This is a genomic window from Citrobacter telavivensis (assembly GCF_041807075.1).
GTDB classification, from domain to species: Bacteria; Pseudomonadota; Gammaproteobacteria; order Enterobacterales; family Enterobacteriaceae; genus Citrobacter_A; species Citrobacter_A telavivensis.
Genome location: NZ_JBGUBF010000002.1, coordinates 238,844 through 262,751, shown reverse-complemented (window position 1 = coordinate 262,751; position 23,908 = coordinate 238,844). Strand labels below are relative to the sequence as shown.

Genomic DNA, 23,908 nt, shown 5'->3' with positions numbered 1-23,908 from the left:
AAGGCGAAAGCCGCCATCCGGCTTTAATCATTCACGAGGCGGCACAATGTTTGGTAACTTAGGTCAGGCAAAAAAATATCTCGGCCAGGCGGCAAAGATGTTGATTGGTATTCCAGACTACGACAACTACGTCGAGCATATGCAAACCAACCATCCGGACAAGCCGTACATGAGCTATGAAGAATTCTTCCGCGAGCGCCAGCAGGCGCGCTACGGCGGCGACGGTAAAGGCGGCATGCGCTGCTGTTAGAAGGAGAAGTGAATGACCCCGATTGCAGTCACCCTACTCACCGGCTTTCTTGGCGCGGGTAAAACCACTCTGCTGCGCCACATCCTCAACGAAGAACACGGCTATAAGATTGCCGTTATCGAAAACGAATTCGGCGAAGTGTCCGTTGACGATCAGCTGATTGGCGATCGCGCCACGCAGATCAAAACCCTGACCAACGGCTGCATCTGCTGTACGCGTTCGAACGAACTGGAGGACGCGCTATTAGACCTTCTCGACAACCTCGATAAGGGCAATATCAGCTTCGATCGTCTGGTGATTGAATGCACCGGCATGGCCGACCCCGGCCCGATTATTCAGACCTTTTTCTCGCACGAGATCCTTTGCCAGCGCTATCTGTTAGACGGCGTTATTGCGCTGGTCGATGCGGTCCATGCCGACGATCAGATGAACCAGTTCACGATTGCCCAGTCGCAGGTTGGCTACGCCGATCGCATCCTGCTGACCAAAACCGATGTCGCAGGCGAAAGCGAGAAACTGCGCGAACGTCTGGCGCGTATCAACGCCCGCGCGCCGGTTTATACCGTGACACATGGCGATATCGATCTCTCCCTGCTGTTCGACACCAACGGCTTTATGCTGGAAGAGAACGTCGTTAGCGCTAAACCGCGCTTCCACTTCATCGCCGACAAGCAGAACGATATCTCTTCTATTGTGGTGGAACTGGATTACCCGGTGGATATCAGCGACGTCTCCCGCGTGATGGAAAACCTGCTGCTGGAGTCCGCAGAAAAACTGCTGCGTTACAAAGGGATGTTGTGGATTGAAGGCGAACCGAACCGTCTGCTGTTCCAGGGCGTGCAACGCCTGTACAGCGCCGACTGGGATCGCCCGTGGGGCGATGAACCGCCGCACAGCACGCTGGTGTTTATTGGCATTCAGCTCCCCGAAGACGACATCAGAGCCGCGTTCGCGGGGCTGAAGAAGTCGTGATTCCCGTGCCCGATGGCGCTGCGCTTATCGGGCCTACGCCGATTTGTAGGCCGGATAAGGCGTAGCCGCCATCCGGCATCTACACCCGAGTAAACACTCACTATTTCTTGTTTTGCTCCCGCAGCATCGCTTCCCGCAGAATCGCGTTAAGTCGGGTCTGATACCCTTTGCCCGGACGCTTCAACCATTCCATCACATCGGCGTCAATCCGTACGGACGCCTGAGTTTTTAGCGGGCGAAAAAACTTACCGCGTACCGCGTCAGACCACTGCGCCTCTTCCGAGGAGGGAATATCGCTGTAATCAATTTCATCATCGGATTGCTTCGCCAGCGCGTTGAGTTCAGCTTCATGCTGAGCACTGAGCGCGGATTGTGTGCCGCGTTTATGTTTAACCATGCTCATAACGATTCCTCTCTTTACGATCCGCCTTTCGGGCGCTGATGATGCGAATGACTTCAATGCCGCTTTCAAACCGAATGCTGTGGGCAACCAGAATAATCACGATGCCATGAACGAGACCGATTGTTTGCCAGCGATATTCCCCGTTCTCTATGCGATCCTGTCGTGACAGATGTCGGGGATCGTCGAATACCAGAATCGCATCTTCAAAACGGACACCGTGTTTACCGACGTTGCTTTTTGCCTTGTTTGTATCCCATTCAAACTCCGTTGGCATATCGCGCTTCCTGATTGTATATACAAAAAAGTATAGACAATTATCTTACGAGTATAACGACGCTGTTGGAAAAAGCATCACCATTTACGTATTTTTCTGCCTGCGTTCATGTATGGATTAGCTGAGATCGCTATGAGGAACCTCACTCCACCACCACAAACCGTGTCGCGGCGAAGCAGTTCAATATCCGGTGTACCAGAAAAACCATCGTCAGCGTCACCACCAGCGCGACGGTGACTGAGGTGATGCGATACAGATCGCTGAACACTAAATCGCTGTTCGGGTGCAGATTCTGGCCGAACATAATGCCGATGGTGGTGATGCTGGCGAAACCAACGCCTGCGCCCACTTTTTCCATCACGTGCAGACGGGCGCTGAAGGCCAGCCCGAGGCCAATCAGCGGCATCATCAGCAGCATATGGTTGCTGAAATCATAAATAAGTAACTGCACCACCAGAATATAGAGACAGGCCAGCACCACGCCCACGACGCGCCAGATAGAACTCAGGACCGCGCCGCGATAATGCATGGGAAACAGAATCAAAATCCCCGCCATCAGCGCCGACAGCGAATCACTCAGATCGCAGACCTGAAAGATGACAAAAATCATCGTCGCCACGCTCCCGGAAAGCAGCGATTCATGGCGAACGCGGGCGTCATCTTTCTCAATGCGCGGCGGCGGCTTGCGTGGTTCCACGTCGGGGATCAGATAGTGCAGCAGCGCGCTCAGCGCCACCGCCATCACGCAGGCTTCCATGTTGGAAAACATCAGCGTGTGCCAGTTCGTGGTGGAATAGCTCATAAAGTTGAGCATCGTGCTCTGGCAGACCACGCCCATTGACCCCAGCAAAAACAACGGCCCCTTGCTCATAAAGCGAAAGCGCAGGACGTACAGACCAAACACCACCAGCGTCATGATCACCGGCCACTGCGAGAGATAGCCAACGATAAGCACCATTTCGACGCAGTTCACCGCTGCACTGAACACAAACTGTCGCGCCACGTGGCGGTTGAATACCGGCACCAACGACATCAGCATCAGTGGATAAACCACGAAGAAAACGCCGTACTGCACGTTGTAAAAGGTCGAAATACTCAGCGCGATCGTCCCGGCAACGGCTATCCGCAGGGTCTGGCGAAAGTCGTTCGCCGTATAGACGATATTGTCATGTGGCGTAAACACGCGCGCCAGCGTGTTAATAGACATAATGCAGCCAGCTAACCAGATGGATTTGCGCGCCGGCAAAGGTGCGGGCAAACGGCCCTTCACTGTTGTACAACTGCACCGTCGCGCGGGCACCGGTCGGCAACGGTTTATCCAGTGGCTCACTCAGCGTCACGTGAATACGCATCCGCTGCGCATCGCGCACCCAGCGCGTGGATTGCTCCGGCTGCGACAACTGACCGTTGACCGCTTCCTGTCCGGCGAGGATCCCGGCATCGCTGCTGGTCACGCGCGCACGGAACACTTTGCCCGGCATGGCATCAAATACCACGGCGGCATCGGTGTTCACGCGGGTATGACGCAGGCTTTTCTCGCGAAAATCGGCCACGATATCCGTCTGGTTGCTGACCAGCGCCAGCAGCGGCGTGGCGGCGGTGGCGTAAAGCCCGGCGTTAAGCTGGAGATTACTCACCGTCCCGTCCGTCTCTGCGTGCACTTTTGTCCATGCCAGATTCAACTGCGCCTCTTCCAGCGCATTACGATATTTTTGCAGCGTCACGTTATGGCTATCTTCGCGCTCGCCACGCTGGATCAGCAGATTCTGGATGTTGGCATGCAGGGCGGTTACCGACTGTTCGCTGGTTTGCCAGGTCGTCCGCACCTTGTCGAGATCCGCCTGTGAAACGTTCTGCATCGTGCTTAGCCGCTGATAGCGATCGAACGTCAGCTTGTCATTACGCGCAGTATATTCGGCAGTACGCAGACTGGCGCGGGCAGAGGCAATCTGCGCATCCAGTTGCTGATTGCTCAGTCTGGCCTGCGCAAAGGCGATTTGCGCGGCCTCGACTTTATTGATAAATGGCGTGGGATCCAACTCATACAGCAGATCGCCTTTTTTCACCTGGCTATTATTGCGCACATAGACGTGCGAGACGTATCCGGAAACGCGCGACGAAACCGGCGTGACCGAGCGCATCACCGTGGAGTCCGGCGTCAACGGGATCCAGATATCGGCAACGATAAACCAGGCGAATATGGCAAGGAAAGCGGCAATACTCACCCTTACCCAACGGGCAAATTTCTGTTCTGGGGTCATCATAGTTTTTTAGTGTTGATTATCTTCTTCGCGGATTGTCCGCAAATTGCAGGCGATTAAATTTAGGGTGGCGCTGAAGGAAGCGAGATCCGCTTCAGGTATGGAACGCGTGACGCGATGTTGATAGGCCTCAATCACCCGGTTCAACTCTTCCAGCCGGGCACGGCCTTCCACGGTCAGCATAAGCAGGCGGATGCGTTTGTCATATGGCGATGTGGAACGCACCAGATAGCCCTGATTTTCCAGTTGCGTGAGAGTGCGCATCAGCGGCGGCAGTTCAATGCCCTGCACCTCCGCCAGTTCGCTGACCGAGACGTTATCGCCCAACTGATGCAGTTGCATCAGTACCGTCCAACTGGACTGGGTCAGGCCGGTATCGGTAATAGCCGCATCAATAATGGCACGCCATTGACGCACTACCATCGCCATACGCATTCCCATCGGGCGGCAGGCAAACCGCTCATCTTCAGTCATGTGTCTTTCCTCTCTTAGAGAAAGGGAAAATAATACTTATCAGGGTAAGTATCAAGAAACATACTGTCAGGAAGCATAAATTGATAAATTTTCTGAATGTAAAAAAAGGCCGGACAGGGTCAACATCCAGCCTCTGACTCCCAAAATCGCGCTAGTCAATCTGATCCCGGCGTAATCCCAGGTCTTTGAGCCGTTCATCGCTCATCTGTTGCAGGATCCGTCGGGTCTGTACCTGCAAGCGCCATTTTTTAAACGCTCGCCAGATCAGGACAAAACCAATAAACGGCTGCTTCGCTCTGTTTTCATGAAATTCCATACTCCACCCCCTCGCCTACCAGAGCCTTTATTCTGGCGGTTTCCGGGCTGAACAATACAGATTCAAAAACAGCTTTTATTTAACATACAGATCCGCTAAAACAGTCTCTGCACCGCACATTTTCCGCCTGTCTGTACTGATTTTTGCATCTGTATGGCATCTTCGAGGGATACAGCATGACGCGTTACCAACATCTGGCCAACCTGCTGGCCGAGCGTATTGAACAAGGGCTGTATCGTCACGGAGAAAAACTACCGTCGGTGCGCAGTCTGAGTCAGGAGCACGGGGTCAGCATTAGCACTGTGCAGCAGGCGTATCAGGTACTGGAATCGCTGCAACTCATCACGCCGCAGCCCCGCTCAGGTTACTTCGTCGCGCCGCAGAAAGCGCAGCCGCCGGTCCCGCCGATGTCGCGTCCGGTACAGCGTCCGGTTGAGATTACCCAATGGGAGCAGGTGCTGAACATGCTGGAAGGCCATCACGACCAATCGGTTATCCCGCTTAGCAGCGGTATTCCGGATGTCAGCCAACCCAGTCTGAAACCGCTCTGGCGCGAACTCAGTCGCGTAGCACAACACAATCTAAGTGCGATTCTGGGCTACGATGAACTGGCTGGCAGCCTCGCACTACGCCAACAAATCGCGAGGCTGATGCTTGATGGCGGTTCGGTTGTTAACGCCGATGATCTGGTGATCACCAGCGGCAGTCAAAGCGGCATGTCGCTGGCACTGCTGGCCGTCTGCCAGCCAGGAGACATTGTGGCCGTGGAATCCCCGGCTTATTACGGCACCATGCAATTGCTGCGCGGCTTAGGGATCAAAGTGATTGAAATCCCGACAGATCCGGATACCGGCATCAGTATTGAAGCGCTGGAGCTGGCGCTGGAACAATGGCCGATCAAAGGGGTAATTCTGGTGCCGAATTGCAACAATCCGCTGGGGTTTATCATGCCGGATGCCCGTAAACGGGCCGTACTGGCGCTTGCCCAACGCCACGACATTGTGATTTTTGAAGATGATGTGTATGGCGAGCTGGCGACAGAGTATCCCCGTCCCAGAACCCTTCATTCCTGGGATATCGACGGTCGGGTTATCCTTTGCAGTTCATTCACCAAATCGGTCGCCCCCGGCCTGCGCGTTGGCTGGGTCGCACCGGGTCGTTATCATGACAAACTGCTGCACATGAAATACGCCGTCATTGGCACTAACGTTCCCGCCACACAGCTGGCCGCGACGGCGTTTGTCCGGGAGGGGCACTATCATCGCCACGTTCGGCGAATGCGCCAGATTTATCAGCGTAACAGGGAGATGTATACCTGCTGGGCGCGGGAATATTTTCCCTGTGGGATCTGCGTTACGCGGCCAAAAGGCGGTTTTATGCTGTGGGTTGAACTCCCGGAGCAGGTCGACATGGTTTGTGTCGCCAAACAGCTCTGTCGCCTGAAAATTCAGGTCGCGCCGGGTTCATTGTTTTCCGCATCCGGAAAATACCGCAACTGCGTGCGCATAAACTGCGCGCTCCCGCCCAATGAAAAGCATCGGGATGTGATGCAGAAACTGGGTGAGGCGTTAAAGGTGGCGATGGAAGAAGTCGCGACGCCAGGGGCCGTGAACCTGTGATATAACAAATCATCACTTTGTCGGAGGCGCTGACCGTGACCCATACCCGAGATATTCCGCAATCGTTCTGGCGCGATGAACGGCTTACGTGGCTGGAACTGCGCAGCACCTGGCGCAGTCATCAGGCCTATAAGCGTCATCATCATCCGCAACTCTCTATTGGGGCCATTCTGGAAGGTGAAACCTGCTGCGTCAGCCACGGCAAAGAATATCGCCTGCAGGTGGGCGATCTGATTGTGATCCCGCCACTGGTGCCTCACAGCTGTAACCCTGTCGATGGACAGTTCCGCAGCTACCATATGCTCTACCTTGACGCCGACTGGTGCCTTGCTCAGTTGCCCGAACTGACGCCCCACACACCACTCTTCGCACCGAATCCGGTGGTCCGCAACCCACAACGCTTTCAGCACTTTCTGGATCTTGTTGCGTTAATGGGGAAGCGGCAAACCGCACCGCTTGTCGATGCCGCCCGCCTCCTGTTGCGCGCACTCCCCTTGCAGTCAGGAAATCCGCAGCGTTCGCGTGCGACCAGTCAGTCTCTGAAAGCGCGACTGCAACGCAATTTGCTTTCTCCACCGTCGCTTGATGACGTCGCGCAAGAGTTCGGCATGCGTAAAGAAACGCTGATCCGCACCTTTAAGCAGGACACCGGTCTGACGCCGGGCAGCTATCTGAACATCGCGCGGATCGATTTTGCCAGGACGCGACTGCGCGCCGGAGACGACATCGCCGACGTCGGCTATCAGAGCGGTTTTGCCGACCAGAGTCATTTCCACCGTACCTTTGTCAGCTATACCGCCGCCACGCCGCGCCAGTATGCGCGGGCACGATCAATATCAGACAATAATTAGCGTTTCACCGGGCGTAACGTGACCTCAGGTTTGCACACTGAGGTCATTATGGAAGCGTTGTCTGTACTCTTTCCCCCTGCATTTCCCGCACTGGCGCTGGCGCACTTTGTGGCACTGCTCAGCCCCGGACCAGATTTCTTTTTACTGCTGGGCTACGCCGTTCGCTACCGACTTCGCGGCAGCGCTGGGCTGTGTCTGGGGATCGCCGCCGGTAATGGGATCTATATCCTGCTGGCGATTGCCGGCTGGGGAATTCTCCGTCAGCATCCTCTGCTCTTCACGCTGATCGCGCTGCTGGGCGCACTCTATTTACTGTGGATCGGTAGCCTGCTGTTACGCAGTCGTCCGCAAGCGCTGACGGGCGCAGATGCCCAGTCCACGTGTCCGGGCCTGAGCAAACAGGTGCTGCTGGGGCTGGGTTCGTCGCTGCTCAATCCGAAAAATGCCCTGTTCTATCTGGCGCTGATGACCGCCCTGCTTGGCCCGTCAGTGACGCTGTTGCAGCAGGCCGCCAGCGGCGTCTGGATGACCAGCGTCGTGCTAGGCTGGGATCTGTTGATTGTGATGGGAATTGGCCTGCCGTTTGTCCAGCGACGGCTCAGTCATGGGATCGTGTGGATCGAACGCATTGCCGGGGCCGTGTTGATCGCCTTCGGCTGCGGGATCGTCTGGCGTTTTCTCTTCCCGTAGACCACTGGCGCGCGGAATGTTTTCAGCTCAATCTATTGACTAACATCAAATTATAATGACACTTAAGGTGTATATTTTCCGTTCAACTTACTTTTCCCGAGGTGTGATGTGCTGATAACCATTTGTAATCGATACACATTCTGACACAGATCAGAATGTGTTCCCCTGTCTGTGATTCCCCATGGGCAGTGCTTTTGATTACATGAAATTCAGTACATCCGCAGTCTGCTGTTCTCTATTTTCTGCCTGATGTCCCTGTGACAGTATTGAATTTCGTTGTTCCCGTTAAGGGGTTCTCCACATGGAGTTCGTTTTGTATGCAATGGATTATTGAGTTTTTCAAGCGGCACGCCACGACGCTGTTCTTTCCGATGGCGCTGATTCTGTACGATTTTGCCGCCTATCTGTCGACGGACCTGATTCAGCCCGGCATCATCAATGTCGTGAGAGAGTTTGATGCCGATGTCAGTCTGGCACCGGCAGCGGTCAGCCTTTATCTCGCGGGGGGGATGGCGCTGCAATGGCTGCTGGGGCCGCTTTCCGACAGGATCGGGCGTCGTCCGGTACTGGTCACGGGGGCGCTCATTTTTGCTCTCGCCTGTACCGCTACACTGTTCACCACCTCAATGACACAGTTTCTGGCGGCACGCGTGGTGCAGGGCACCAGCATCTGCTTTATCGCGACGGTCGGTTATGTCACGGTGCAGGAAGCGTTCGGGCAGACAAAAGCCATCAAGCTGATGGCGATCATCACCTCTATCGTGCTGGTGGCGCCGATCATCGGCCCGCTTTCCGGCGCGGCGTTGATGCACTTCGTCCACTGGAAAGTGCTGTTTGCCATTATTGCGGTGATGGGTTTTATCGCCTTTATGGGCCTGTTGCTGGCGATGCCGGAAACGGTCCAGCGCGGTGCAGTGCCATTTAGCGCGATCGGCGTCATACGCGATTTCCGTGATGTCTTTCGCAACCGCGTGTTCCTCTTTGGGGTCGCCACGATCTCGTTGAGCTACATCCCGATGATGAGCTGGGTCGCCGTTTCCCCGGTGATCCTGATCGACGCGGGCGGCATGAGTTCCTCACAGTTCGCCTGGGTGCAGGTCCCGGTATTTGGTGCGGTGATCGTTGCCAACATGGTCGTTGCACGTTTTGTGAAAGATCCGACCGACCCACGCTTTATCTGGCGTGCGGTGCCGATTCAACTCAGCGGCCTGTTTGTCCTGATTGCCGGTAACCTTTTCTGGCCTCACGTGTGGCTGTGGTCGGTACTGGGCACCAGCCTGTATGCGTTTGGTATCGGGCTTATCTTCCCGACGCTGTTTCGCTTCACGCTGTTTACCAACAATCTGCCGAAAGGCACCGTGTCAGCCTCGCTGAACATGGTTATCCTGGCGGTCATGGCCGTTTCCGTCGAAATCGGGCGTGGACTGTGGTTTAACGGCGGCAGGATCCCGTTTCACCTGCTGGCGGTGATTGCGGGTGTGGCGGTGGTATTCACGTTGAAAGGATTGTTAGCGCGGGTGCGTCAGTATCAGGCAACGGAGCTGGCAACAGAGAAGTAAAATCAGGCCCCGCCATGCGGGGCCTGTGACTTTTTACGCGATGCGGGCGAAGCCGGCTTCAAGGTCGGCAATCAAATCGCCGACATCTTCCAGACCGATATGCACCCTCACCAGCGTCCCGCTGAAATCGACATCTCCGGCCGGGCGAATACTGTTCAACTCCTCCGGCTGGTTTGCCAGAATCAGCGACTCAAACCCGCCCCACGAGTAAGCCATATGGAACAGCGAGAAGTTATCAAGGAAGTTCGCTAACTGCTCATCCGTCAGTCGTTTTTTCAGCACAAACGAGAACAGACCGGAACTGCCGCTGAAATCACGCGTGAAGTATTCGTGCCCCGGACACTCCGGCAGCGCCGGATGATTTACTCGCGCCACTTCCGCTCGTGCTGACAACCAGCGCGCAATCTGAATACTGCTCTCCTGATGCTGCTTCAGGCGCACCGACAGCGTGCGCAATCCACGACTGCCGTTATACGCGGTATCAGCATCCAGCGTTTGCCCCATCAGATACGAGTTCTCGCGCAATTGATCCCAGCAGCGCGCATTGGACACCGCCGTTCCCAGCATGCCATCCGAGTGACCGATCGTGTATTTAGTCCCCGCCTGAATCGAGATATCCACCCCGTAGTCCAGCGCCTTAAACAGCACGCCCGCCGCCCAGGTGTTGTCGATCATAATGACGATCTCCGGATTCACCGCGCGGATCGCCTTCACCATTCCCGGCACATCCTGAACTTCCATCGTGATCGAGCTCGGTGATTCAAGAAACACCACTTTGGTTTCCGGGCGGATCAGGTCGACAATCCCGGCGCCAATCATCGGATCGTAGTACGTTGTTTCGACGTTGAATTTACTCAGGATCTTATTGCAGAAATCCTGTGTCGGTTCATACGCTGCCCCGGTCATCAGCAGATGATCGCCGCTCTGTACAAACGCGAGGATCGCGTTTGTCACCGCCGCCGCACCGCACGGGTAAAGCGCGCAGCCAACGCCGCCTTCCAGTTCACTCATCGCCTTCTGGAACGCGAAGTGGGTATAAGTGCCACGGCGACCGTAAAACAACTCGCCGTTTGCGCGATTGGCGGTGGCGAATTTTTTGTCCTTCACGGTATCAAACACCAGCGAAGAGGCGCGCTGGATAACCGGGTTTACCGCACCCTGGGTATAGCGTTTATCGCGTCCGGCGATGATCAACTGGGTTTCGAGTTTCACTGAATCTTTCATAACTTTTCTTATCCTTAATTCTGCGTTAAACCTCGGCTACCGTAGCCGTCGCATCTATCTCTGCATTCACCGATTTTTTCCCGGAGAAGCGTTCTACAATTTGTGCCGCATTCAAATCATGAATCACGTTAATCAGCGTCGCCGGCGCATCGGTAATGGTGCCCAGCACCACTAACATAGGAATGGTTTCCATCGGCAGCCCCAGCGTAGTGACGATAAAGATCTCCCCAAGGAATGCCCCACCCGGTACGCCGCCGACGATAATCGCGGAAAGCACGGCGATCAGCATGGTTAGGAAGAAGGTTTCCGTCGTGAACGGAATCCCCAGCACCGAGTAGATAAAGACTATCTTCAGCGCCGCGATCATCGCCACGCCGCCCTTATTCAGGTTGACCAGCAGCGGGATCGAGACATCCACGATTTCCGGGTTAATCCCCATCGCTTTGCCCGCGCGCAGCGTCACCGGCAGCGTTCCCAACGAAGAACAGGTGCCCAGCGCCGTCACGGAAGGCTCAATGGCGTGACGCCAGAAGGCTTTCACTGCCGGTATGCCGCCGCCAATGTAAGAGTAAAGAATAGAACCCAAAATGTAGTAAGCCAGCGTGGCAACCATGAACAGGCCAATCGCCCGGGCAAAGGTGAGCAGCAGTCCGGAATCCTGACTGGCCATCGTGGCGGCAAAGTAGCAGCCAAGCCCCAGCGGCGCGACCTTCATGATGATCGATACGATCTTCATAATGACGGTGTTGGCATCTTCCAGCAGCGAGGCAATGCGTTTGCCCGCCTGTTCTGACTGACCAATCGCGATCCCGGCAATGATCGCCATCACGATCAGCGCGAGGATATTCGACTTAGAAAACAGGCCAATAAAGTCGTTGGTGGTGATCATGCTGACAAAATCCATCTTGCCGCTGCCCGCCTGCACGGACTGCGAAAGATCGATGGTGACCCCCTGCGCCGGGTTGTACCACAGGGCTAACGCCACGATACCGGCAGCAGGAATAAACGCCATTGCGATGGAAACGATAAAGATAATCGCCATAATTCGCCCTAAACGTTTCAGGTCGGTCATGCTGGCGATGGAGGACATTACGCTGATTCCAACCAGCGGAACGATAATCATAAATAACAGGTTCAGGAAAATCTGACCTATCGGCTGGAGTTTACTGGCAAACGCGGGGGCGTAAATCCCTAATAAACCACCTGCAACCAGAGCAAGTAATAAAATAATTGACGATTTGTAGGGTTCGAGTCGTGTCCACATAATCGGTACCTTTTATAAGAATGGAATTAAATGAGAGTAAATTCACAATTTGGCGACGTTCTGTTTTTGCCTCCTTACTATTTGTGACGCAACTCACTTAAGTTGTTATTTTTTCATTTTGTGCGTAGGTCGTTTCCTGTGGTTCAATAGTTACATGTTTCAAAACCCAATGTAACGGCCTATTCGTACCGTTTTTGCAAATCACTTGTGAGTAAAAGGAAATAATGAGCACACCCATTTCTCTCAAGCATTTAGAATTTTTTGTCCGGATTGTGGACTGCGGAGGATTATCTGAAGCCGCGGTGCAACTTAACGTGTCGCCGTCGGCGGTCAGTAAAAGTCTGGCGGCAATGGAGGATACGCTGGGGACAACATTAATTAAGCGCACGACCCGCAGTATTACCCTGACCGACGCCGGGCAATATTTATTTAACCGGGCCAATAAATTACTGAAAGAGTTTGATGAAACGTTAAATACCACCTCCGGTTATTATCACAATCCGCAGGGTGAATTACGCATTACCTGTTCGATTGCCTTCGGCTATTCCCGACTGGTCAATCTGGTGGACAAATATCGCACCCAGTACCCGGATGTGAATCTGTATATCGATCTCAACGATAACTTCGTCAATCTGAACGACACGGATTTCGATATCGCCCTGCGCATCTCCACCGCGCCACCGCAAAACTATGCCATGCGTAAACTGGTGCCTATCCGCTGGGCGTACTGCGCGTCTCCCGGTTACCTCGCGAAAAAAGGAATGCCGCTACGGCGTACCGATCTGGTGAATCATGACTGTCTGGTTTACCCCGGCCTGACCCCCGTTCTGAAGGTTGCCGACGAGCAGGATCGCCTGCATCAGTTGAAACTGCATATGCCTATCCAGGCCAACAGCAGCCTGGTGCTGCTGAAATCGGTGCTGGAAGATCAGGGCGTAGCCTATCTGCCCACCTATCTGATTGGCGATCATATTCAGAAAGAGGAGATCACCCCGCTAATGCTCGACGGCACCATCACCTGCGAAACGCACACCCTTTATGCGCTCTATTTCCCCAGCAAATACAGCAACCCGAAGGTGCGTTCATTTATTGATTTTCTGGTCGCAGAGCTAGGGACGCTGCCGGCGTGGGACAACTGGATCCCCGGCTGATCCCCGGTTGTTTTTGCACGATCCCCCCGTCTGGCTCTATCCTTAACCCTATGAATAAAATCGCTGAACTCAAACGCGCCAAACTGTTGGCGCTCTCATTACTGCTGATCGCTGCCACCACGTTCGTCGTCACCCTCTTCCTGCCGCCCGGCTTTTGGGTCAGCGGGATCAAAGCCATTGCCGAGGCGGCGATGGTCGGTGCGCTGGCGGACTGGTTTGCGGTGGTGGCGCTGTTTCGCCGCGTCCCCCTCCCGTTCATTTCTCGGCACACGGCGATTATTCCCCGTAATAAGGACCGGATCGGCGAGAACCTGGGTCAGTTCGTGCAGGAGAAATTCCTCGATACCCAGTCCCTGGTCGCGCTAATCCGCCGCCATGAGCCCGCGCTACTGATTGGCAACTGGTTCAGCCAGCCGGAAAACGCCCAGCGGATCGGGCAGCATCTGTTGCAGATCATGAGTGGTTTTCTGGAGCTGACCGATGATGCCCGTATCCAGCGCCTGCTAAAACGTGCGGTGCATAAGGCAATTGATAAGGTCGATCTCTCTGGCACCAGCGCCCTGATGCTGGAAAGCATGACCAAAAACGATCGCCATCAGGAGTTACTCGACACGCTGATCGCCCAGTTGATAGCGCTCCTCCAGCGCGACAGTTCCAGAACCTTTATCGCCCGGCAAATCGTCCACTGGCTGGAGACCGAGCACCCGCTGAAGGCCCGAATTCTGCCCACCGAGTGGCTGGGCGAGCACAGTGCAGAACTGGTGTCAGAGGCGGTGAACTCGCTGCTTGATGACATCAGCCACGATCGCGCACATCAGATCCGCCACGCCTTCGATCGCGCCACCTTTAAGCTCATCGACAAACTGAAAAACGATCCGGAGATGGCGAACCGGGCGGAAAGCATCAAGGATTACCTGAAAGAAGATGATGCCTTTAACCGCTATCTCGGCGAGCTGTGGGCGGATTTACGCCAGTGGTTAAAGAATGATATCAACGCCGAGGATTCCCGGGTGAAACAGCGAATCGCCCATGCCGGACAGTGGTTTGGCGAAACGCTGGTTGCCGACGATGCGCTACGCGCCTCGCTCAACGGCCATCTGGAGCAGGCCGCCCATCGGGTAGCACCGGAGTTTGCCGCCTTCCTGACCCGCCACATCAGCGACACGGTGAAAAGCTGGGATGCCCGCGATATGTCGCGGCAAATTGAACTCAACATCGGTAAAGATTTGCAGTTTATCCGCGTCAACGGCACGCTGGTGGGCGGGACTATCGGGCTGGTGTTATATCTGTTGTCGCAAATCCCCTCACTACTGCCCGCACTGCCCACTTTTTAAGGAGAAAAAATGGCTGACATTACCCTGTCCCCGGCGGAACGCGACGGTCTGCGCGAGGCGCTCAGAGACTACTGCCGCGATCATTTCGAACTGGAGCTGGAACAGTTCGACGCCGAGTTTTTTATTGATTTTATTAGCGAAAAATTGGGTCCGGCGTACTACAACGCGGGCATTGAGGAGGCGATTCGCACGCATCTTGCCTGGAGCGAGCGCATCCAGGAAGAGATGGATCTGAAGAAAATTTTATAGTGCCTTACCTGGCGGGAGATCAATAAATCCACAATAACGACATGGTTATAATGCGAACACTTTTAACATCTCCCGTGTCACGGGGAAGGAAAATCCATGTCGCTTATCACCGATTTGCCCGCCATTTTCGACCAGTTTTCTGAAGCCCGCCAGAAAGGCTTTCTCACCGTGATGGATCTCAAAGAGCAGGGTATCCCGCTGGTGGGGACCTATTGCACCTTCATGCCGCAGGAGATCCCGATGGCGGCGGGAGCGGTGGTGGTCTCGCTGTGCTCAACGTCCGATGAAACCATCGAAGAGGCCGAAAAAGATCTGCCGCGCAACCTCTGCCCGTTGATCAAAAGTAGCTACGGCTTCGGCAAAACCGACAAATGCCCCTATTTCTACTTTTCTGACCTGGTGGTGGGTGAAACCACCTGCGACGGCAAAAAGAAAATGTACGAGTACATGGCTGAGTTTAAAGCCGTTCACGTCATGCAGTTGCCAAACAGCAGCCAGGATGCCGCCTCACGCGCACTGTGGAAAGCAGAAATTCTGCGCCTGCAACAGGCCGTGGAAGCACGCTTTGGGACGCCGGTAACTGAAGCGGCGCTGCGTGAAGCCATTGTCCTCAAAAACCGTGAACGTCGCGCGCTGGCGAATTTCTATCGTCTCGGGCAGCTTAATCCCCCCGCATTGAGCGGCAGCGATATCCTGAAAGTGGTGTACGGTGCAACCTTCCGCTTTGATAAAGAAGCCCTCATTGACGAACTGAACAGCATGACCGCGCGGGTGCGCCAGGCGTGGCAAGACGGCAAACGACTGGACGCCCGTCCGCGCATTCTGATCACCGGTTGCCCGATTGGCGGGGCGGCAGAAAAAGTGGTGCGCGCCATTGAAGACAACGGCGGTTGGGTGGTGGGATACGAAAACTGCACCGGCGCGAAGGCGACCGAGCAGTGCGTTGCGGAAACCGGCGACGTCTATGACGCGCTCACCGACAAATATCTCGCCATCGGCTGTTCGTGCATCTCTCCAAACGAACAGCGTCTGACGTTGCTCAGTCAAATGGTGGAAGAGTACCAGGCGGACGGCGTGGTGGATGTGATTTTGCAGGCCTGTCATACCTATGCCGTTGAGTCACTGGCCATTAAGCGTCATGTTCGTCAGCAGCACAACCTCCCTTATATCGCCATTGAAACCGACTACTCCACCTCGGATATCGGCCAACTCAGCACCCGCGTCGCGGCCTTTATTGAAATGCTGTAAGGAACAGGCGTGACGTATTCGATAGGGATTGATTCCGGCTCGACGGCGACCAAAGGTATCTTACTGGCAGGCGGCGTGATTCAGCGCCGTTTCCTGTGCCCGACGCCATTCCGACCAGCCGACGCCATCCGCGAGGCTTGGGACGTTCTCGCACAAGGTCTGGAAACGCGACCGTACCTGACCTTAACCGGCTATGGTCGCCAGTTGGTTGATTTTGCCGACAAGCAGGTAACCGAAATTTCCTGTCACGGACTGGGGGCGCGGCTACTGGTTCCCGCCACCCGCACGGTCATTGATATTGGTGGACAGGACAGCAAGGTTATCCAACTGGATGACGACGGCAACCTCACCGACTTCCTGATGAATGACAAGTGTGCAGCGGGCACCGGACGTTTTCTGGAAGTGATTTCGCGTACCCTGGGCGCCAGCGTGGAGCAACTCGACGCCATTACCGCCGGCGTTGCGCCGCACGCCATCAGCAGCATGTGCACCGTCTTTGCCGAATCCGAAGTGATTAGCCTGCGCTCTGCGGGTATCGCTCCGGAAGCAATCCTTGCGGGCGTGATCAACGCAATGGCGCGGCGCAGCGCCAACTTCATTGGTCGACTCTCCTCACAAGGTCCGCTGCTGTTTACCGGCGGCGTCAGCCACTGCTCGGCCTTTGCCCATATGCTGGAAGGCCATGTCGGCATCCCGGTACACACCCACCCGGACGCGCAGTTTGCCGGTGCCATTGGCGCGGCGCTGATTGGTCAACGGCAGAGAAAGCGCGAATGACGGAATACCTGTTTTTGTTTCATTCGACGGTGGGCGTGATTCAGACCCGCAAAGCGTTGCAGGCCGCAGGCATGACCTTTCAGGTTGCTGATATTCCCCGCCAGTTGCGCGGGGGCTGCGGGCTGTGCGTCTACCTGCATTGCCAGCCCGGAGAAGAAGAGCGGTGGGTGATCCCCGGTCACACCGAATCGATCTACCGCCTTGAGTCGGGCGACTGGCAATGTGTGGCAACCTTCGATGCGCCAGCGCGTTGACCCGCTAAACCGCGATAAATTTCACCCTGCAATTATCGCGAAGTTAAGGATTCATTAAGATAAATCGTTATACTTCTCATCTTGCTCTCTTTGATTTTATTTAAGGAAGAATAATGAGATTGTCCGCCCGATGTCTGAATCCCCCTCTGCGAGTCATGCTACTTCTTGCTTTACTCAGTGTGGGAGTGAGTGATGTCGTATCGGGTGGGGCCGCGCCCGACGGCGACAATAATTCCCTTGCGGATTATCGCGTGACGATAGATGGGGAACGAATCGCCGGAGTGAAAAAGAATGTCTCCTCACTCACCTGGTCTGATAAAAGTGACACGCTGTTCAGCACAATCAATAAACCTGCCGCGATTATTGAATTGACCAAACAGGGTCAATTACTGCGTACCATCCCACTCGATTTTATTCGCGATCTGGAGACCATCGAGTTCATCGGCGACGACACCTTTGTCATCAGCGATGAAAGTGATTATTCCATTTACGTTATTACTATCAATGCGCAGTCACAGGTGAACATTATAAAAAAGTTGAAGCTAGATCTGTATGAAACCCCGACCAACGATGGCTTTGAGGGACTCGCCTGGTCACGAGAGAAAAAGACATTCTGGTTTTTCAAAGAAAAGAGACCGATTGGGATCTATAAAGTGACGGGGCTGCTCAATAATGACAATTTGACTATTGCTAAAGACAATACTCTGCAACAGCAGCTTAATGTGAAGGATATTTCAGGCGCGGAATTTAATGCGCGACAGAATAGCCTGCTGATCCTGTCTCACGAATCACGCGTGCTCAAAGAGGTCAAAACCGACGGCGACGTCATCGGCGTCATGACGCTGACAGAAGGCCACCACGGGTTAGAACACACCATACGGCAGGCAGAAGGGATCGCGATGGATAACCAGGGATCGCTGTTTATGGTTGCTGAGCCTAATTTGTTTTACCGCTTCACGTCCAACACCACGCAATAATTCCTCCATCGCCTTACCCATTTGTTATAAATTTGTTACTCTCGCATTTCTCACTCGACGAATAACAATGGGTAGGGCATGAGCCAGCCACAGCACATCGCAGACCGGTATTCACTCAGCACCGCCCTCTTCGGGATGATGGTATTAGCGCTGGGCATGGGGATTGGCCGTTTTCTCTATACCCCGATGCTGCCGGTGCTGCTGGCCGAGGGGCGCTTTACGTTTTCCGAACTGTCGTGGGTAGCCAGCGTCAACTATGCGGGATACCTGGTCGGCAGCCTGCTGTTCTCCTTCGGACTTTTTCATCAGCCGGGACGTTTACGCCCCATGCTGCTGAGTTCAGCGGTGGCAACCGGCGGACTGATCCTCGCGATGGCGCTGTTCTCCGGGCCAGTGGTGGTAATGCTGGTACGCTTTCTGGCGGGCGTCGCCAGCGCCGGGATGCTGATCTTTGGCTCTACGCTGGTGCTGCAACATACCCGCAATCCTTTTGTCATTGCCTCACTGTTTTCTGGCGTCGGCGTGGGGATTGCGCTGGGTAACGAGTACGTGATTGCCGGATTGCACTTTGCGCTCTCCTCTCACGCGCTGTGGATCGGGGCGGCGGCCTTCTCCGCCGTGCTGGCGATTCTGCTGGCGCTGTTGCTTCCGTCCCGCGCTCACGCGCTGCCAGCCGTAACGCAGGCAAAAAACGTATCGCAGTCGATGCGCTGGTGGCTGCTGGCGCTGCTCTACGGCCTGGCCGGATTCGGCTACATCATCGTCGCGACCTATTTGCCGTTGATGGCAAAAGACGCGGGTTCGCCACTGCTGACGGTCCATCTGTGGACGTTGGTTGGCGTCTCGATTGTGCCGGGCTGCTTCGCCTGGCTGTGGGCCGCGAAACGCTGGGGGGTGTTGCAATGTCTGACCGCAAACCTGGTGATTCAGGCCGCCTGTGTGCTCCTGACACTAGCCAGCGGCTCTCCGCTGTTGCTGGTACTGAGCAGCGTGGGATTTGGCGCGACGTTTATGGGTACCACGTCGCTGGTTATGACCCTCGCGCGCCAGCTTATTGTGCCAGGAAACCTCAATCTGCTGGGGTTTGTCACGCTGACCTACGGCATCGGGCAGATCCTGGGACCGCTGTTAACCACGCTGTTGGGCAGCGGTACGCAGGCCATTACCGATGCCACGCTGTGTGGTGCGCTGGCGTTATTTATCGCCGCAACAATCAGCGCCCTGCAGTGCTATAAACAAAAGCGTTTGCTGGCGTGTCGTATCAACGACATGCGCTCACGATCATAATGCGGGGAGCCTGGTGAATCCACGCCAGTAATTCGTTAAGCAGTGAAGCCGCGACGATTTTACTGGCGGCGGCGGTTGACCAGGAAAAGAGCGTCACGCTGAGCTCCCACGCCATGAACGAAACGGTCGTCACGACCAGAGTCAGGCCAACTGCGATGACCGTAATACACGCCACAGAACGCCAGAATGGTAAAGGCATCATCCTGTAAAACCGGCCCGCACTTATTCACGACCGCCTTCATGGGCGATGCGATGAAGCATAAGCGCTTCGGCAATAATATCCTGTTTGCTTTTACGCGTTTCTAAAGCCAGTGTCCGGACATAGTCCCAAAGCGTGGTTTCAACACGGGCACTTAACAGCACCATATCTTTAGAACGGGTTCCTCTGGCTTTACGGATATCGGGATAATCGCGGGAAGGCATCGTCAGCTCCTGAAGGCTATTTCATCTTAACTGGGGAGGAATATGCAGTTGGCTGAATAACAAGTCAACGCACAGTATTTCAGCAGTCGGGTGATGAAAATGTTAAGAAAACGCCTTGAAATGGAACGCTGTTTCAAGTGAAAGATGACCCGTAGCAGACTAATGATGTCAGGGTTTATTGACATGCCAGGATTAATTCAGTGATTTTCAGCCCCCGTTCTCCCGGCTAAACATTCACTGCAATTATTGAAAGTTCCTATCCGCCAATACGTTACTTCTGCGATAAATGTTTACATTGAGGACAATAACGGGCTTTTTTAGAGCGAGTTACGACGACCTCTTTCAATTATTTTCGCTAAGGCAGCACATCCCTTTTGTCATCAGACGTCTTACCACCACCACCGCAAACGCCAAAAAGGTAAACAGGTCGTAAATAAGGACATTTTTTAACGGCGCAAATTAAGCGCGCATTAATTGATATTTATCAATTCTGAAGGGTGTGATTTGCCAGTTTTTGGTAAGAATCTGATGAAGCACACAAATACCGACGGCTTTTGTACACTAAATTTTACGTTACCTGCCAGATGCATAATAAACGACAGGCATTGACTTCATGTACCGCGCCGGTCTGTGCTGCTTCCCCCCATCAGCCGGAGACACGGCGCACTGTCTGTTATCGTTCCCTTAATGCCTCTTTCGCCTTATTCAGCGGTTTCAACAGGTACTCAAGAATCGTTTTATTCCCCGTTTTGATGTCCACCGTCGCAATCATGCCTGGAAAAACCGGGAAGGCTTTTTTCTGCTTGTTAATTAACTGATTACTGTCGGTACGGATATAGACGCGGTAGTAATACAGATCGCGTTTAACTTCATCCTGGATGGTGTCCGGTGAGATGACCGTCACCACGCCATTGATACCGCCATAAATGGAATAATCGTACGCCGTAATCTTCACCATCGCTTCTTGCCCGGGATGGATAAAGGCAACATCGCGCGGCAGGATCTTCGTCTCAATCAGGATCTGATCGTCTAACGGCACCAGACTCATCAGTTTTCCGCCTGGCGGGATCACCCCACCGACGGTGGTCACGTCGATATCTTTCACGATCCCGCGCACAGGGGCGGTAAAGGTCAGACGCGTCAGCGAATCTTCACGTCCGCGCACCACCGAACGCTCTGTTTCAATCTCCGCATTAGCCCGCGCCAGCTCTTCCCGGGCGCGGACGTAATATTGCGTCTGCAACTCGGCAATCTTATTTTCCATCTCATTCATTTGACGGCGCAGACGCAGTACTTCGACATGGCTGGCGGCCCCCTCTTTAATCAGCGGCTGGGTCAGCGCCAGCTCTCTCTGAATAAGTGCAATCCCCTGTCGCAGCCCTTCAACGCCTTTCTCAAGGCTTTCGCGGCGGGAATGATACAACGCGCGCTCCTGGTTAATCAGTGCCGTCTCGTTGTTCAGTTCTGCCGGAAACACCAGATCGGTGCCGTTCACTTCCGCAGTAAGACGCGCCGACGTCGCCATCGCAGCATTCAGTTTCGATTCACTCTCTTTCACGCCCGATTCTGTTTTCGTCCGGTCAAGCTGCGCCAGAATCTGCCCTTTTTCAACGATATCCCCTTCACGAACATGCAGTTTGTAGATAATGCCGCCTTCCAGCGACTGAATCTCCTGCTCGTGGGATGATGGCACCACCTTACCGCTGCCAGTGGTGACCTCGTCGAGATGAAAGTAGCTCATCCAACCGACAAACGCGGCCAGCAGAGCAAACAGGAACCAGGCGACCAGTGAAGAGCGCGGGAGCTTCGGTTCACTGAGGCGACTGTTAAAACGGTTAAAATCGCTCATATTACGACCTCCCAGGGTTGTTTGACGGCGGGGTATTGATTCTCGACACATTACTTTGTGTCGCCTCCGGCTGCGCCATACCATGTTTATTCAGGATGGCGTCACGCGGACCGTCCATCACAATACGTCCGTTATCCAGCACGATAATGCGATCCACCAGTTCGAGGATCGGCAGGCGATGCGTCGCGACAACCATCGTGCGCTGGCTACCTAACCAGGTTTTGAGGTGCTGAATGAACTGCTTTTCACCAATCTCATCCAGCCACGCGGTCGGTTCATCAAGCAGTAAAATAGTGGGTGATGTCAGCAGCGCACGCGCCAACAGCAGCGACTGACGCTGACCGCCAGACAACCCGGTGCCCCCTTCGCTTATCACGTAGTTCATCCCCATCTTCTGCTTACGGACAAAATCGAGCGCGCCACCGATCGCCAGTGCCTGCTGGATGTCGTCGTCTGTCGCCGTAGGGTTACCCAACGTAATGTTGTCGTGAATGGAGCCAAAGAACAGGCGTGCCTGCTGGCTCAGCAGTTGCATATCGCGGCGCAAATCCGCCGGGTCCAGATGATTCAGGGCGATGTCATCCAGTAAGACGGCCCCCTGCTGCGGCTCCTGCATCCCCGCCAGTACCTGAAGTAGCGTACTTTTACCTGAGCCATTGCGCCCGAGCAGCGCCACGCGTTCACCGGCTTTGATGTTCAACGCCGGCACCGTCAGCACGTTCACTTTCTCTTCTTCGTCGTAGTAAAAGCTGACGTTTTCCAGTTGATAGTGGCCGCGCAGGTGCGCTTTGTGCACTTTCTTACCCTGAAGCGGCTCATCAATCGGACGCTGCATCAGTTCATCCAGCCCTTTCAGCGCCACTTTTGCCGATTGCCAACGCGAAAGCACACCGGAGATCTGCGACAACGGCGCGATAGTGCGTGAGGCGAGGATCGAGGTCCCGACCAGCGCACCGGTCGTCAGATCGCCATCAATCACCAGGTAGCAGCCAATCAGCAGTACCACGGCGTAGACTATCGATTGCACTTCCTGGGTCCACGTCAGCAGCAGACTGGTCAGCCAGCGCTGACGCATACCCACTTCAGCGGCCACAAAATTGGTGTTGTTCCACTGATTCTGGAAACGCTGTTCGGCACGCATCAGTTTGATGTCTTCAATGCCCTGCACCGCTTCCACGAGCGTTGCGTTGCGGATTGCCGATTCACGCATCCCTTCGTTGGAAAGCCGTCCCAGTGGGCGTTGTACCAGCAGGCCGGGGATCAATAACAGGGGAACCGCCATCAGCACGACCAGTACCAGCGGCCCGCCAATCATCCACAAAATAAACACAAACAGCAGGAAAAACGGCAGGTCGGAAATAGCCGAGATGGTCGTTGAGGTGATCAGTTCACGCACCGACTCTAGTTCACGAATCTGGGCGATAAACGAGCCCGTCGATTTCGAACGCGCACCGTTTTTGATGCGCAGCGCATGGGCAAAGATACGCTCAGAGATACGGAGATCTGCGCGTTTACCGACGACATCAGAAATATAAACCCGCAGCATGCGCATAATAAATTCGAACAGGATTGCCAGCATCACCCCGCCAAACAGCACCCACAGCGTGGTTTCTGACTGTGAGGGCACGACACGGTCATACACCTGCATAGAGAAAATCATGCCGGAAAGCGCCAGCACGTTGGCAACCAGCGCAACAACCATAATATCGATATAGCGATGCCAGTCTTTTAACGCCAGTCGCCAGAACCAGTTTTTCTTATATGGCTTAATATAATCGTCAACGCGCGCATCGGGCGTGGATTCGAGTGGACGCAGAACCAATAATGTTTTTATCCGTGCGCGTAATTCATCACGCGTTAACACAGTTTCCAGTCCTTCATCACCGCTGAACTGAAGGCTAATATTGCCGTCGCTGTCCATTCGGTTAATCACCGCGATTTGCCCTTCGCTAAATTCCGCAATCAGCGGCAAACGCCACGGATCGAGAAAAGAGATTTTTGCCGCCACAACGCGCAGTCCCAGCCCCAACTGGCGAGCCATATCTTTTAACACCAGGTCACGCGGCGAGTCGCTTTCATAATTAATCGACACCCGAACATGCTCTTGCGAGAAATCGAGACGATAATGCTGCGCCACACCGATCATTGCCTGTAACCAGGGTTCGTATTGCGACTGCGTGTTCATAGCGTTCGGTTCCTGTT

General features: G+C 54.6%; 26 protein-coding genes. 14 read left to right on the top strand and 12 right to left on the bottom strand.

Annotated features, from left to right (window positions below):
• Window positions 1–46 precede the first annotated feature (46 nt).
• Both ACERJC_RS12350 and yjiA read left to right on the top strand, forming a co-directional pair.
• Window positions 47–250 carry a YbdD/YjiX family protein gene (locus ACERJC_RS12350; RefSeq protein ID WP_024130742.1) on the top strand — a complete coding sequence of 68 codons (204 nt, stop codon included), beginning with the start codon at window positions 47–49 and terminating at the stop codon, window positions 248–250.
• A gap of 12 nt (window positions 251–262) precedes the next feature.
• Window positions 263–1,222 carry a GTPase gene (gene yjiA, locus ACERJC_RS12345; protein WP_178823206.1) on the top strand — a complete coding sequence of 320 codons (960 nt, stop codon included), beginning with the start codon at window positions 263–265 and terminating at the stop codon, window positions 1,220–1,222.
• 100 nt (window positions 1,223–1,322) lie between these two features.
• Here the strand turns inward: yjiA and ACERJC_RS12340 are convergent, their stop codons facing one another.
• The 6 genes from ACERJC_RS12340 to ACERJC_RS12315 all read right to left on the bottom strand — a co-directional run bounded on the left by ACERJC_RS12340 (window position 1,323) and on the right by ACERJC_RS12315 (window position 4,950).
• Entirely contained in the window at window positions 1,323–1,625 is a 303-nt protein-coding gene (locus ACERJC_RS12340) for a BrnA antitoxin family protein (protein ID WP_152402026.1), read from the bottom strand.
• On the bottom strand, window positions 1,612–1,899 hold the full coding sequence (locus ACERJC_RS12335) for a BrnT family toxin (protein WP_152402023.1): 288 nt from the start codon (window positions 1,897–1,899) through the stop codon (window positions 1,612–1,614). The genes ACERJC_RS12340 and ACERJC_RS12335 overlap by 14 nt, the downstream gene beginning before the upstream one ends.
• A 142-nt stretch (window positions 1,900–2,041) precedes the next feature.
• Entirely contained in the window at window positions 2,042–3,106 is a 1,065-nt protein-coding gene (locus ACERJC_RS12330; RefSeq protein ID WP_373671805.1) for a DUF2955 domain-containing protein, read from the bottom strand.
• Complete coding sequence (locus ACERJC_RS12325; protein WP_286632308.1) at window positions 3,096–4,163, bottom strand: HlyD family secretion protein; 1,068 nt, start codon at window positions 4,161–4,163, stop codon at window positions 3,096–3,098. Before ACERJC_RS12325 ends, ACERJC_RS12330 begins: the two co-directional genes overlap by 11 nt.
• A 6-nt stretch (window positions 4,164–4,169) precedes the next feature.
• Window positions 4,170–4,634 (bottom strand): MarR family transcriptional regulator, encoded by a 465-nt coding sequence (locus ACERJC_RS12320; RefSeq protein ID WP_373671804.1) that lies wholly within the window; start codon window positions 4,632–4,634, stop codon window positions 4,170–4,172.
• Between the two features lie 151 nt (window positions 4,635–4,785).
• A complete protein-coding gene (locus ACERJC_RS12315; protein WP_152402016.1) occupies window positions 4,786–4,950 on the bottom strand; it encodes a DUF1127 domain-containing protein in 165 nt (54 codons plus the stop codon).
• Window positions 4,951–5,126: 176 nt separating this feature from the next.
• Between ACERJC_RS12315 and ACERJC_RS12310 the strand changes: the two genes are divergently transcribed.
• From ACERJC_RS12310 to mdtM, 4 genes are all read left to right on the top strand, one after another.
• Window positions 5,127–6,569 (top strand): aminotransferase-like domain-containing protein, encoded by a 1,443-nt coding sequence (locus ACERJC_RS12310; protein ID WP_286632310.1) that lies wholly within the window; start codon window positions 5,127–5,129, stop codon window positions 6,567–6,569.
• Window positions 6,570–6,604: 35 nt separating this feature from the next.
• Window positions 6,605–7,420, top strand: coding sequence for a helix-turn-helix transcriptional regulator (locus ACERJC_RS12305; RefSeq protein ID WP_178825047.1), 816 nt, complete (start codon window positions 6,605–6,607; stop codon window positions 7,418–7,420).
• Window positions 7,421–7,468: 48 nt separating this feature from the next.
• The gene (locus ACERJC_RS12300) at window positions 7,469–8,110 is read left to right on the top strand and encodes a LysE family translocator (RefSeq protein ID WP_373671803.1); all 642 of its coding nucleotides are present in this window, start codon (window positions 7,469–7,471) and stop codon (window positions 8,108–8,110) included.
• 326 nt (window positions 8,111–8,436) lie between these two features.
• Window positions 8,437–9,669: a multidrug efflux MFS transporter MdtM gene (mdtM, locus tag ACERJC_RS12295; RefSeq protein WP_373671967.1), complete on the top strand. Its 1,233-nt coding sequence runs from the start codon at window positions 8,437–8,439 to the stop codon at window positions 9,667–9,669.
• A 33-nt stretch (window positions 9,670–9,702) separates the two neighbouring features.
• On the opposite strand, the gene metC is transcribed toward mdtM, so the two are convergent.
• Together metC and ACERJC_RS12285 are read right to left on the bottom strand one after the other, a co-directional pair.
• Window positions 9,703–10,893: a cystathionine beta-lyase gene (metC, locus tag ACERJC_RS12290; protein WP_152401975.1), complete on the bottom strand. Its 1,191-nt coding sequence runs from the start codon at window positions 10,891–10,893 to the stop codon at window positions 9,703–9,705.
• Window positions 10,894–10,918: 25 nt separating this feature from the next.
• Complete coding sequence (locus tag ACERJC_RS12285; RefSeq protein ID WP_152401972.1) at window positions 10,919–12,157, bottom strand: dicarboxylate/amino acid:cation symporter; 1,239 nt, start codon at window positions 12,155–12,157, stop codon at window positions 10,919–10,921.
• A gap of 224 nt (window positions 12,158–12,381) precedes the next feature.
• Between ACERJC_RS12285 and ACERJC_RS12280 the strand changes: the two genes are divergently transcribed.
• The 8 genes from ACERJC_RS12280 (at window position 12,382) to ACERJC_RS12245 (ending at window position 19,434) form a co-directional block, all read left to right on the top strand.
• Window positions 12,382–13,308, top strand: a complete 927-nt coding sequence (locus ACERJC_RS12280) for a LysR family transcriptional regulator (protein ID WP_152401970.1) — start codon at window positions 12,382–12,384, stop codon at window positions 13,306–13,308.
• Window positions 13,309–13,358: 50 nt separating this feature from the next.
• Complete coding sequence (locus ACERJC_RS12275; RefSeq protein ID WP_373671802.1) at window positions 13,359–14,642, top strand: DUF445 domain-containing protein; 1,284 nt, start codon at window positions 13,359–13,361, stop codon at window positions 14,640–14,642.
• A gap of 9 nt (window positions 14,643–14,651) precedes the next feature.
• Window positions 14,652–14,891: a DUF2164 domain-containing protein gene (locus ACERJC_RS12270; RefSeq protein WP_046487156.1), complete on the top strand. Its 240-nt coding sequence runs from the start codon at window positions 14,652–14,654 to the stop codon at window positions 14,889–14,891.
• A 96-nt stretch (window positions 14,892–14,987) separates the two neighbouring features.
• Window positions 14,988–16,139 carry a double-cubane-cluster-containing anaerobic reductase gene (locus ACERJC_RS12265; protein ID WP_371895088.1) on the top strand — a complete coding sequence of 384 codons (1,152 nt, stop codon included), beginning with the start codon at window positions 14,988–14,990 and terminating at the stop codon, window positions 16,137–16,139.
• 9 nt (window positions 16,140–16,148) lie between these two features.
• Window positions 16,149–16,916 carry a putative 2-hydroxyacyl-CoA dehydratase activator YjiL gene (yjiL, locus tag ACERJC_RS12260; RefSeq protein WP_373671801.1) on the top strand — a complete coding sequence of 256 codons (768 nt, stop codon included), beginning with the start codon at window positions 16,149–16,151 and terminating at the stop codon, window positions 16,914–16,916.
• The gene (locus ACERJC_RS12255) at window positions 16,913–17,170 is read left to right on the top strand and encodes a putative Se/S carrier protein (RefSeq protein ID WP_373671800.1); all 258 of its coding nucleotides are present in this window, start codon (window positions 16,913–16,915) and stop codon (window positions 17,168–17,170) included. Before yjiL ends, ACERJC_RS12255 begins: the two co-directional genes overlap by 4 nt.
• A 113-nt stretch (window positions 17,171–17,283) precedes the next feature.
• Window positions 17,284–18,147 carry an SdiA-regulated domain-containing protein gene (locus ACERJC_RS12250; RefSeq protein WP_373671799.1) on the top strand — a complete coding sequence of 288 codons (864 nt, stop codon included), beginning with the start codon at window positions 17,284–17,286 and terminating at the stop codon, window positions 18,145–18,147.
• Window positions 18,148–18,225: 78 nt separating this feature from the next.
• Window positions 18,226–19,434: an MFS transporter gene (locus ACERJC_RS12245; RefSeq protein WP_373671798.1), complete on the top strand. Its 1,209-nt coding sequence runs from the start codon at window positions 18,226–18,228 to the stop codon at window positions 19,432–19,434.
• On the opposite strand, the gene ACERJC_RS12240 is transcribed toward ACERJC_RS12245, so the two are convergent.
• From ACERJC_RS12240 to ACERJC_RS12225, 4 genes are all read right to left on the bottom strand, one after another.
• Complete coding sequence (locus ACERJC_RS12240) at window positions 19,409–19,636, bottom strand: hypothetical protein (protein ID WP_178823962.1); 228 nt, start codon at window positions 19,634–19,636, stop codon at window positions 19,409–19,411. The two genes, ACERJC_RS12245 and ACERJC_RS12240, sit on opposite strands and share 26 nt — an antisense overlap.
• A 20-nt stretch (window positions 19,637–19,656) precedes the next feature.
• The gene (locus ACERJC_RS12235) at window positions 19,657–19,857 is read right to left on the bottom strand and encodes a hypothetical protein (RefSeq protein WP_152401953.1); all 201 of its coding nucleotides are present in this window, start codon (window positions 19,855–19,857) and stop codon (window positions 19,657–19,659) included.
• 673 nt (window positions 19,858–20,530) lie between these two features.
• Window positions 20,531–21,706 (bottom strand): HlyD family type I secretion periplasmic adaptor subunit, encoded by a 1,176-nt coding sequence (locus ACERJC_RS12230; RefSeq protein WP_373671797.1) that lies wholly within the window; start codon window positions 21,704–21,706, stop codon window positions 20,531–20,533.
• A gap of 1 nt (window position 21,707) precedes the next feature.
• Window positions 21,708–23,891 (bottom strand): type I secretion system permease/ATPase, encoded by a 2,184-nt coding sequence (locus ACERJC_RS12225; RefSeq protein ID WP_373671796.1) that lies wholly within the window; start codon window positions 23,889–23,891, stop codon window positions 21,708–21,710.
• Between the last annotated feature and the right edge of the window lie 17 nt (window positions 23,892–23,908).